Genomic DNA, 9,489 nt, shown 5'->3' with positions numbered 1-9,489 from the left:
TACGGTTATTGTAGTGATCTGTGGGTATTGATCAAAAAAAGTGTATATGGAGGGGAATTTATTGGAGCAGCAGCAGGGTTCGAAGAAATTTGAAAAAGGGAAGTTTATTACACTGGTGATCGCCGTTTTTTTCGGTGGGCTGGTGACGATCGTGGGGGCCGTATATGCTCATGCCTTGTTATTCCTCGTTGTGGGTTTCTTTCTGGGTAAGTTTTTGGAAAAAGCTTTGTCTGCTATACGAGATTATCGTCTCTCTCTGAAGCTTGACCGTGTTCACTGGTCGCAGGTTGAGTATGAAGCGATTAAGAAAGAGCGCGATGCGTTACGCGCTACGCTCAGCCAGCAGGCAATGAATTATAATACTGCCGGGGTACCCCACCGTTCGGGGGGCGGAGCACCCCCGGCGGTGGGGTACCCTTGGCCAACGAGCGTGGATGAGAGTCAGTATGTTTATCGGGGAGGGGACTACTCTTGATCGAGATCATAACGGGACTGCCGGGCTTTGGAAAGACGCTGACAGCCTCTAGGTGGGCTTTGAAGAAGATGAAGAAGGGGAAAAAGGTTTATGCGAATTATCCCCTTCAAGGGGCTGAGTATTTTTCAGACATTCTGCAAGTCCTTGGGAAAGTAGAGAACGCGCTCATTGTTGTTGATGAGGCGGGTATCGTTTTCGATCAGCTCACGATGTATTCGACGCCACCGCAGACGTGGATGGAACTGCGCCAGCACAGAAAGGATGGGGTTGACCTCCTTTTGACGGCTCAATCGCCGCACGATGTGGCTTATCCCTTAAGACGTCTTATCCAGTTCGAGTATAATATTTTCTTTAAATTTGATCGGTTTGTAACAGTGACTTGTCGGAATCCTCAGAGGGGGGGAGACAATTACGGAAAACGTCTGTGGTATCTTTCTCCGTCCCTTTTTGGGAAGTATGACACAAAACACAAGGTAGCTCTTGAAAAAGCTCAGGAGACGCAAGGGGAAGCGCCTATGACGTCGGATAGGTTTGAGTGGTACCGGAATATTCAGGAGTCTATGCTTTTGGAGGCGGCTGATGGCTTGGCTGCTTCGTTGGTTAAAAGATAAAGTTACATATATTTTAAGTAACCAAAACAAAAAGTCGCAAAAAAGTTTTGGTTACTACTTGCTTTTTGGTAACCTTTACGTTACAATAAAGGTAACCAAAAAGGAGGTAGTTGTTATGGAGAAAATTACCGGGAAAGTTCGTTTGCAGTACAAGGGGGAACGCCGTACGTTTGATTATGAAATTGATGAAGGTTACCTTATCCATATAAAGGACGGTATTGAATTGCCTGAACAACTTTATAGTAAAGTTTGGGAAAAGATTTATGATAAACACATTGATCTTTATAAATCGCAAGAGTATTATGATTACGTTTCTCATAATAGTAACGAAAATAAAAGTGATAAAGTTACTAAAATACAAAAAGGTACAAAAAAAGAAAAGGAAACTGAAATGAAAAAGGAACCTGATCAAAACGATCCAGAAAAAGAAAAGTTACTAAAAAGGATTAAGGAACTAGAAGAGGCGAACGAACGACTGAAAGAGCGCCGGGGCGGTCGCCCGGCTATTGGGGAGACCCGGAAGGTAAGTCTTACGCTGCCGACCCATATCTGGAGTGATATTGATGCGGCGGTCAGGGTCGGCAAGGTGAAACAGAGTAGTGTTTTGCGTGAAATGATAGTTAGGGCTCATGAGTCGGATCTCTTGTTTTGGAAGGAGGTCAGGGAGAGATAATGAGGAAACCTATCCAAGTGCCAGAAGAGGTAAAAACGAAGGTTGAGGACTTGAAAAGACAACTGCAAGCGCGGACAGAGTATGAGGTAATCGAAAAGCTGATCGGATATTACGAAAAGAAACAGTGCCATTTGCATCTGGATGAGGCGGTTAAGGAAGAATTTCGAGCAGCAAAAAATCAACTTCGTATTTACTCGGACTCGGATTTTGTGAAGTTCCTTTTGCATCATTGGTCCCAGTCGAAGGAAATCAGTAAGGAAGCACTAAATTTATTACTAACGATCCGTTAAGGAGGGGGAATGTAATATGCGTTATACAGTTACGGCGTTTGAGATGATTGATACTGTTGGTGGTCTTTTGGAAAATGTGGCGGAGCAGCAGTCTGTTACTACATCGGGTCAGGCTGAGAAGTTGGCGAAAGAGTGGACGGAAACGGGGAAGTATAGCTCGATCTATATTAGTTATCGTCATAGGGATTCGTCTTGCTATTGGAATCCAGCGGTTGGTTTTGAAGTTGTAGGGAAAGATTGGCTTTCCCATTTTGAAGAACAGGGAGGTAATCAAGAATGACTATTCAAGAGTTGATTAAAGAGGCTAAGAAGGCTGGTTTTACAATGGTTTCCGATGGTGTTGAAATGTGGGATTTGGATAATTTTTTAGAAGCTATGCAAGATGACGAGGCAGACTATTCGTTCCATTTTGAGGGTATTGTTCGTCGCTATGACGAACGTGGTTATGAGGAGAGCTCGCCACTATTTCGTTTTTTCAAAGGGGAGGGAGAGTTGTGAAAAAGATCGTTACTCTTAATAACGGGACTGAGTGGGAGGTTCCAGATCGGCCGCCAGTGGGAGCAGGTCGGAAACCGTGGAAGCGTATGGCAGAGATTGTACTTATGCCTACGGCTGTAGATGGACGGGTTTTTTGTCGGTGCTGCAAGTCCCATTTTGAAATTGAGGAGCTGCGGGAGGAAAAGAAGAGTTTGCGTTTTTGTTCGCCTTGCTGGGGAGTTAACGGTGTTGCTGATCAACTAGAGCGGCGTTCAGAGGAATCTATGGAGGTTTTCTATCAGTTGGGGTTTTTTGAAAGAAAAGACTGAGAAACGGAGCCGGGGGGGCTGCGTAGCAGCCCCCCCGGTGGAGTTTCTTCTTATCTTGATACTATAGAAACAACTGGTCAGTTTTGAAAGTTGGTTGCGACTTAGAGCCACAAGGGATTAAGCCACTTTTGGTGGTTGAACGGAAATAGACAAAAAAATCCCCTTTGTGGTATAGTCAGTTTGTCCGAACCAACTTCATACCAGAAAGGGGCTTCGTTTTGTCATGTCTATTTTACAACATGGACAAGCTCAAAGCAATATGGGTGAAATCCTGAATTTGTCGTCAAAAACTGGCAGGAAACAACCTTGGCGACGTCACAAGTTTTTTTCGTCACAGGTTGCGGAATCGTATTTTCGTCTCGCGAACAATACCCATTTTGATACTGCAAAGTATCAATGGCACGCTGACGAAGATGGGGAAGTGTACGACATTGTGAAGCTGCGAACGCCGTACGACCGGAAGGCTGAGAATATTCTTAGTTGCGCGTCTTGGCTGAAGGTTGGTGTGTGTGCGAATGGCCATAAGCAGCTGACAGGTGCGAGTTTCTGTAGGTCAAGGCTTTGCCCGATGTGTGCTTGGCGAAGATCGTTTCTGATCGCTCATCAGATTAAACGTGTAGGTCACGAAGTGGCCCAGCAGCAGAAAGTACGTTGGTTGTTTCTGACACTAACGGTTCGAAATATGCCGTTTGAGGAACTACATGCGGGGATTACTCAGTTGATGGAGGCTTTTCGGAAACTGTCGAGGTATACGCGATTCAAGAACGCTGTTTTAGGCTGGTATCGCTCTTTGGAGGTTACCCGGAACTTGGACAAGCATTCTGAATGGTACGGGACGTTCCATCCGCATTTGCACGTGCTTTTGTGTGTGCCGACGACTTATTTTAAGTCTGCAAAGACTTATATTGACCAGGCTGAATGGACGAAGATGTGGCAGAAAGCATTAAAAGTTACTTATACTCCATTGGTACATATACAGGTGGTTAAACCGAAAAGGAACAAAAAGGTCGAGGCCGATCTTCTTGCAGACTACGGTCTGGACATTGGGGAGGTAGGCGACTCGCGAGAGTTGACGGGGGCAGCTATCGCGGAGACAGCGAAATATTCTGTTAAGCCCGGGGAATTGGTCGTTTTTTCGGACGGTTGCTACTGTTCCGGGAAATGTACGTGCGGAAACGAGCAGAAACCCTACATGGAGCACAAGATCGACGAGGAGGAAACCGATTTTTCGGTGTTTGCTTTCGATCTCGTTTTGTCCAGGCGTCGCCTCAAGGCTTATGGCGGGCTGCTCAAAGAAGTTTGGAATAGGTTGCAGCAGGAAGAGAAGATGGTAGACCCGGAAGCTGACGACGCCGATCTGGTTGGTGTGACTGAGGACGAGAAATGCACCTGCTCTACGTGTCAGTCGGCTTTGCTGGAGACTCTTTACCGATGGCAGCCGGGGGTTAATCACTATATTTCGACGTGAGGCTATCCGCATGGATAGCCTTTTGCTATGCTTTTCCTGCTATGGGAGAAAAGGGAGGGGGTTATTCATTGCCTAGACCAAGAAAGTCAGAGCAGGATAAGAAGCAGTCAATTACGATAGTATTGCCGGGTTGGTTAATGTCTTGGCTTCGGCAGCAGCAGGATAAACCTAGCAAACTGATTGAGTCTTTGCTCCTACGCCACAAAGAGGAATTGGAAAAAAAGGACTAGACAGCATTTCCCTGTTTTGGTAGTATGGTTTCGGAAACAGTTTTCGCCACGCGAAAACTAGTTCGTAAGAACTTGATAAAAAAGGAGAAGACGCTTGTCTTGGCGGACCCGTCTTCTCCCCTGTGGCAGCACCTTACTTTGGCCGGTAGGTGCATACCACGTGTACCATTGTACTGTGATAAGCGTTTGAACGCAATCATGGTATGTTTGGTGCTAATTACGAACGGAAGAGTCCGCCAAGCGCGGACTCTTTTTGTTTTTAGGCCACAAACTTTTGGTAACCAAAACTATTTAGGGGGAATTGTACGATGGAGGCAATGGTACTTGTGCTTGGAGTAGACCGTTACAAAATGGACGGGGATATCAGTGGGTGCAAGATGACGTATGTCGATCTGAGCGAGATTCCTGACCGCCCAGACGATCAGCAAGGTTATCACGCGATCACGGAAAACCTCGCATATGGAGTGTATGAGCAGTTTATGGGCGCGGGCATCTACCGAGCCCGGTTTAATCGAACAACAAAGACTGCGCGGAACGGCAAGTCGATGGTCGCGCTGACCATCAGCGCGATTGAGCCTGTCGAGATGCTCAACTTTGTGGAGATGGCGGGCTAGGAGATGCCGCGCGTAGCGATTAGCGGATATATCGTGGGGTTCCGGCTCCGTGAGAACGCGAAGCAGGAGCGTTATGGTGTGGTGGATTTGCTACAGTTCGGCTCGCAGCAGGCAGACAGTGAAATCGTTCCGTTGCTTGTGTACGACCGGGATATGCAAGTGCACATACATCAGCGCTTCCTCGTCGGACAAATTCGTCCGGCGAGTTTTTTCTGCAACATCGTCACACGGGAAAAGTCCGGCTGGATGTGGATTGCTGACCGTCTTGTCGAATTAGGCCGAAACGTGTCGCAGGAAGAAGACCTTTCCACCTCAGTAGTTGTCAACGGTACCGGACCCCATGTAATGGGGGAGGATAAGGAGTTGACGACGGGTAACCTGGCTGAATGATTCACCTAAAGCCCACCCTGTTGATCCCCCAGACAACCCGTTGTCTGGGGTTGCCACCCGGCGAGGGAGGGATTCCAAAGGCATAGCCTTTGGCCGCCGGAGGCTATACGGGGTCCGGGGAAAAAGTTTCCCCGGCGGGTTTGGGCAGAGCCCAAAAGGGAGGTTTCGCATGGAAGAAGAGGTTATAGAATCAGAATCTAGCGCCGAGTGGGGAAACGGAGTGTCGGACGAATTGCTAGAGGAGATTTCCGGGAAAATGGACACGGTTATAGACCAACTGAAAGCCCTGACGGAAACAGTTGGCTCCATCCATGACTGGCTGCTCGTCCTGTTCTTCGTGGTCGCTGTTTCGCTAGGGGTCGTCGTTGGCTATCTGATTGGAAAGCGGTGATAGCGTGAGTGAGTACGTTGCGCTGATAGAGGCGTTCGTAGTTATGGCAGGGGCTTCGTTTTTGTTCCACCTGTTCTGGTCTTTCTTCTGGTCGTCTACTACGGTTACGGAGACAGTGGTACATGTCGACAACTGGGAGGCGAAATAGGTTGGTTGACGGGAACGCTCTAGTCTACTTTTTCGGTTCAATCGTTTTTGGTTACTTTTTGGGGCTGCTAAAGGCCCTTCAAAGGAGGCAGGGCTAGGTGCGATTTTCTTGGAAGGTGCTGCTGCTGCTGCTCTTACTCTTTAACAGTCTGGGAGGGTTTGTAAACGCTGCGTCTAACGACGTTCCGCCCGGTTACTTGAGGGGGAAGCTTCCTACTGAGGTTAAGGTTATCGGAAAAGGTGACCCGGCCACTCTTACTGACGGCAATAGCGAAACGGGAATGACTTTCCACCCTGTAGCGAAGTACACCTTTGATACTCCCGTTGATATTGGAAAGCTGTACATGAAGAGTACGAGGGGGCTTAATGTCCGTTTTCTGGATGAAAATGGGGTAGACGTCAGGGCACCATTGGGGACTAGTTGGACGACAGAAACTTATGAGTTCGAGGCTTACGGTGTAAAGAGTGTCGTCTTTAATACTACTAGTACGAACTATGGTACCTACTACGAATTGGAGCTTTACCCGATTCCTCCACCACCCCCACCAGAGGGAGTTACCCTTTCTTCCAGGGATGTATCGCCTGATAGTGTGACGCTTGATTTTTCAGCAAAGGAAGGGACTTTTACCTCTTTTGCGCTTTATCGTGACGACACTTTGCTGAACACTTTCACGGCGCCGGGTTCCTATCAGGATACGGGGCTACAGCCGAGTACGACCTATACCTACAAGCTTGTTACTACTAACAAATCGCCGGAATCGAAAACGGAGAAGACGATTTTCGTAAGGACATTAGGGCCTCCGCCGCCACGTCCAGAAATAGAGTCTTTCACGGTGGAGCGTGTCAGCCATGATCGCGTTGTTCTGAATTTCGCGGCGAAGAACCACACGAAATACCTGTTGTATCGAGACGGTGAGTTGCTGAGGCAGCTTCCGGCATCTTCGTCGTACTATCAGGATTTTGCTGTTTCTCCGGATACGTCTTATTCCTACCGTTTGGTTGCGGAGAATGAGATCGGACAGGCAGAAAGAGAGGTTACGGCAAAAACGCTTAAAGAGCCTCCACCGGAGCCTCCGGGGCCACCACCATCACCGATGCCTGATCCGCCGCCTTCGACGGGCCTTCCTGATCTGGGCGATCCAGACACAGGTAACGAGGATTTGGACGGTGCACTGGACAAGTTGAAAGACGGGCTAGAGCCGATCAAAAATGGCGGGATGATTGTTGTATTCTGGTGCATTCTGATCGCTTTAGCGCTGTTCGGCCTTCTCTGGATATTTCAAATTTGGAAAAAGTGGATGGCTGGTGCTTCTGGTGGCTCTGGTGGTGCTTCTGGTGCATCTTCGGCAAGAGGCAAAGGAAAAGGACGAGGAGGTTCCCGCGGCGGTGGGAAACGGCGGCGTAAGAAGAAAGCGCCTGCTTTCTTTGACCCGCAGTTCGTTGCGGGAAAGCTCTACGACAAATTTGGTTCCAATACCCGTAAGGGGAGTGGGGGCGGTGCCGGGAAAGAGTCAGGATACCGAACTTACAGCCACAACGGGAAGGAATATAGAGTGCGTGAGGGCGGTTCTTACGACTCACGTACCAAAATCAATGACACCTTAAAACGATTCAGGTAAAGGAGAGGTTTTTGTGTTGGACAAGCTGAAATCTTTGGGGCAAAAGGTAGTAACAAAAGGAAGACAAGGGGCGAAAAAGATTGCTGCTGGTGCATTAGCTTTGGCTGCTTTCGTGACGGCTGCTACTCCTTCGTTCGCTGCTGTTAACACAGGCAACGCTGATTTGGACAACGTTATTGGAACGCTCGATGAGGGCGCAACTTCGATGAAGGTGGGCGCGCTCTATGTGATCGGCGCGGTTATCTTGATTGCAATCGGTATCTTTGGAATTCGTTGGATTTGGGGCATCTTCCGTGGCTGGATGTCCATGGCGAAGTAAGCCTATGCAGGCAAAAAAATGGTGGCTAGTTGCTCTCGTGACTAGCCTCTTTTTTTCGGTTGTTTCGCCCGTTTTTGCCTACTATAAGAGTCCGGTTGACTTGCGAGGTGACGGGTATATTCGTTTCGGAGATCGGGATAATCCTCCGACTCAGCCGAACGGAATCTCCATCATGGTAGACGAGTCATCAATCAGCCACACGCTAGTAAATATTGCGGTTGCAATGTGGCCGGGTTTGATTAAGCAGCGGAAGATCGACAAATTCTTGCTCATAGCCAACGGTAAAATCGTCGAAGAATTTTGGCCTCTTAAAGTAGAGGACGAAGAGACAGGGGAATTTATCGATTCGGGCTTTTATATCGTGAAACCCTCCATCGCCGAATTGATTGGTACTCGCTCTTACTTTCAGGTTGTAGCTGTGCAGATCGAGGGTGATGGTCAGTATGCCGTCGCGTGGTCGAATGTCACGCCAGAAATACAAATGAAACCTCTCCCGGTTAAGGACGAGGAAGCGATTTCTGTGCTGTATGCGATTCTGGAAAAGCTGAAGGAGATTTTGGCGAAGTTGGCCGAGATTATTCCTTTGCTCCAGAAGATGCTGGATATGCTCCAAAAAATCAGTAAGCAAATTGAGACGATGTTCACGCCGAGTCCGGCCGCAGCTGCGCGACTCGAAGAAGCGGCTAAAAACCTGTTTGAGAAAACGCCGATTGACGATATCCAGAAGCAAATGGACAAGACGAAGGACATGTTTACGAATACACCGACGAATAGGCCGTTGTCTGAGTTGACGTTTGGGGAGAAACGGGACTGGTTCGGAACGGGCCGATCACATTACTTGATCGATTTGACAGATTGGAAAGAGTACCTAAAAGTTATGCGGGCGTTGATGGACGCTGCTGTTTGGGTGTTGTTCTTCCTATTCCTGATTCGTTACTTGCAACCGAAACTAGATATTTGAGTAAGCAGTATACTTTTTTTCTTCAGCTGCGTGCGGATCGCCCAGGAGTTTGTAAACAGATTTTGCCCTGGTCTTTGCTTTTTTGTATACGGTTTGTGAGCTACAGCCGGCTTTTTTGTAGACAGGGGGTTTTTCGTTGAATGCGATAGACGGGATGTTCAACTATGTTTCTAGCTTCTTGGAGAAGGTGGCTGACTGGGTGCAGCCTATTTCGATTCCGTGGAACAAGCTGACGGAGAAATGGGCTGTGTTTCAGCCGTACATCACGAAGTGGAATACAATCTTTCCACTGGATAGTTTGATGATCGTTGCGGGGCTGATTTTGGGTTTCATCACAATCATTCTCGTGATCTGGACAATCAAGTTTATCAAGGGTTTCATTCCGTTCATGGGGTAAACAGATGTGAGCTTCAGCTGATCGTTTTTGTAAACAAAAAAACGACCGGCTGCGGATGGAATGTTTACAAAATGAGCTGGCCAGGTTGATTTTTTGTT

15 protein-coding genes are annotated in these 9,489 nt (G+C 48.0%); all 15 read left to right on the top strand.

Features of this window, described 5'->3' with window-relative positions; translation table 11 throughout:
- Nucleotides 1-61 precede the first annotated feature (61 nt).
- The 15 genes from NDK47_RS27610 (at nt 62) to NDK47_RS27540 (ending at nt 9,391) form a co-directional block, all read left to right on the top strand.
- A complete protein-coding gene (locus NDK47_RS27610; RefSeq protein ID WP_251876518.1) occupies nt 62-475 on the top strand; it encodes a hypothetical protein in 414 nt (137 codons plus the stop codon).
- The gene (locus NDK47_RS27605; RefSeq protein WP_251876516.1) at nt 472-1,086 is read left to right on the top strand and encodes a zonular occludens toxin domain-containing protein; all 615 of its coding nucleotides are present in this window, start codon (nt 472-474) and stop codon (nt 1,084-1,086) included. The genes NDK47_RS27610 and NDK47_RS27605 overlap by 4 nt, the downstream gene beginning before the upstream one ends.
- Entirely contained in the window at nt 1,055-1,759 is a 705-nt protein-coding gene (locus NDK47_RS27600) for a hypothetical protein (protein WP_251876514.1), read from the top strand. The genes NDK47_RS27605 and NDK47_RS27600 overlap by 32 nt, the downstream gene beginning before the upstream one ends.
- Nucleotides 1,759-2,049 carry a hypothetical protein gene (locus NDK47_RS27595; protein WP_251876512.1) on the top strand — a complete coding sequence of 97 codons (291 nt, stop codon included), beginning with the start codon at nt 1,759-1,761 and terminating at the stop codon, nt 2,047-2,049. Before NDK47_RS27600 ends, NDK47_RS27595 begins: the two co-directional genes overlap by 1 nt.
- Before the next feature lie 16 nt (nt 2,050-2,065).
- Entirely contained in the window at nt 2,066-2,329 is a 264-nt protein-coding gene (locus tag NDK47_RS27590; RefSeq protein WP_251876510.1) for a hypothetical protein, read from the top strand.
- On the top strand, nt 2,326-2,547 hold the full coding sequence (locus tag NDK47_RS27585; RefSeq protein WP_251876508.1) for a hypothetical protein: 222 nt from the start codon (nt 2,326-2,328) through the stop codon (nt 2,545-2,547). The genes NDK47_RS27590 and NDK47_RS27585 overlap by 4 nt, the downstream gene beginning before the upstream one ends.
- A gap of 531 nt (nt 2,548-3,078) precedes the next feature.
- Entirely contained in the window at nt 3,079-4,323 is a 1,245-nt protein-coding gene (locus NDK47_RS27580; RefSeq protein WP_251876506.1) for a protein rep, read from the top strand.
- 538 nt (nt 4,324-4,861) lie between these two features.
- Nucleotides 4,862-5,167: a hypothetical protein gene (locus tag NDK47_RS27575; RefSeq protein WP_251876533.1), complete on the top strand. Its 306-nt coding sequence runs from the start codon at nt 4,862-4,864 to the stop codon at nt 5,165-5,167.
- A 3-nt stretch (nt 5,168-5,170) separates the two neighbouring features.
- The gene (locus NDK47_RS27570; protein WP_251876531.1) at nt 5,171-5,557 is read left to right on the top strand and encodes a hypothetical protein; all 387 of its coding nucleotides are present in this window, start codon (nt 5,171-5,173) and stop codon (nt 5,555-5,557) included.
- A 169-nt stretch (nt 5,558-5,726) separates the two neighbouring features.
- Nucleotides 5,727-5,948, top strand: coding sequence for a hypothetical protein (locus NDK47_RS27565; RefSeq protein WP_251876529.1), 222 nt, complete (start codon nt 5,727-5,729; stop codon nt 5,946-5,948).
- A 4-nt stretch (nt 5,949-5,952) separates the two neighbouring features.
- The gene (locus NDK47_RS27560; protein WP_251876527.1) at nt 5,953-6,096 is read left to right on the top strand and encodes a hypothetical protein; all 144 of its coding nucleotides are present in this window, start codon (nt 5,953-5,955) and stop codon (nt 6,094-6,096) included.
- A gap of 97 nt (nt 6,097-6,193) precedes the next feature.
- Nucleotides 6,194-7,714 (top strand): fibronectin type III domain-containing protein, encoded by a 1,521-nt coding sequence (locus NDK47_RS27555; RefSeq protein ID WP_251876525.1) that lies wholly within the window; start codon nt 6,194-6,196, stop codon nt 7,712-7,714.
- Between the two features lie 13 nt (nt 7,715-7,727).
- Nucleotides 7,728-8,033, top strand: coding sequence for a hypothetical protein (locus NDK47_RS27550; RefSeq protein WP_251876523.1), 306 nt, complete (start codon nt 7,728-7,730; stop codon nt 8,031-8,033).
- Between the two features lie 4 nt (nt 8,034-8,037).
- Nucleotides 8,038-8,994 carry a hypothetical protein gene (locus NDK47_RS27545; RefSeq protein ID WP_251876521.1) on the top strand — a complete coding sequence of 319 codons (957 nt, stop codon included), beginning with the start codon at nt 8,038-8,040 and terminating at the stop codon, nt 8,992-8,994.
- Between the two features lie 136 nt (nt 8,995-9,130).
- Nucleotides 9,131-9,391: a hypothetical protein gene (locus NDK47_RS27540; protein WP_251876519.1), complete on the top strand. Its 261-nt coding sequence runs from the start codon at nt 9,131-9,133 to the stop codon at nt 9,389-9,391.
- Nucleotides 9,392-9,489 lie beyond the last annotated feature (98 nt).

This window comes from Brevibacillus ruminantium, assembly GCF_023746555.1.
Lineage (GTDB): Bacteria > Bacillota > Bacilli > Brevibacillales > Brevibacillaceae > Brevibacillus > Brevibacillus ruminantium.
Note: the sequence above shows the minus strand (reverse complement) of the source record. Positions and strands in the feature narration are given on the sequence as shown.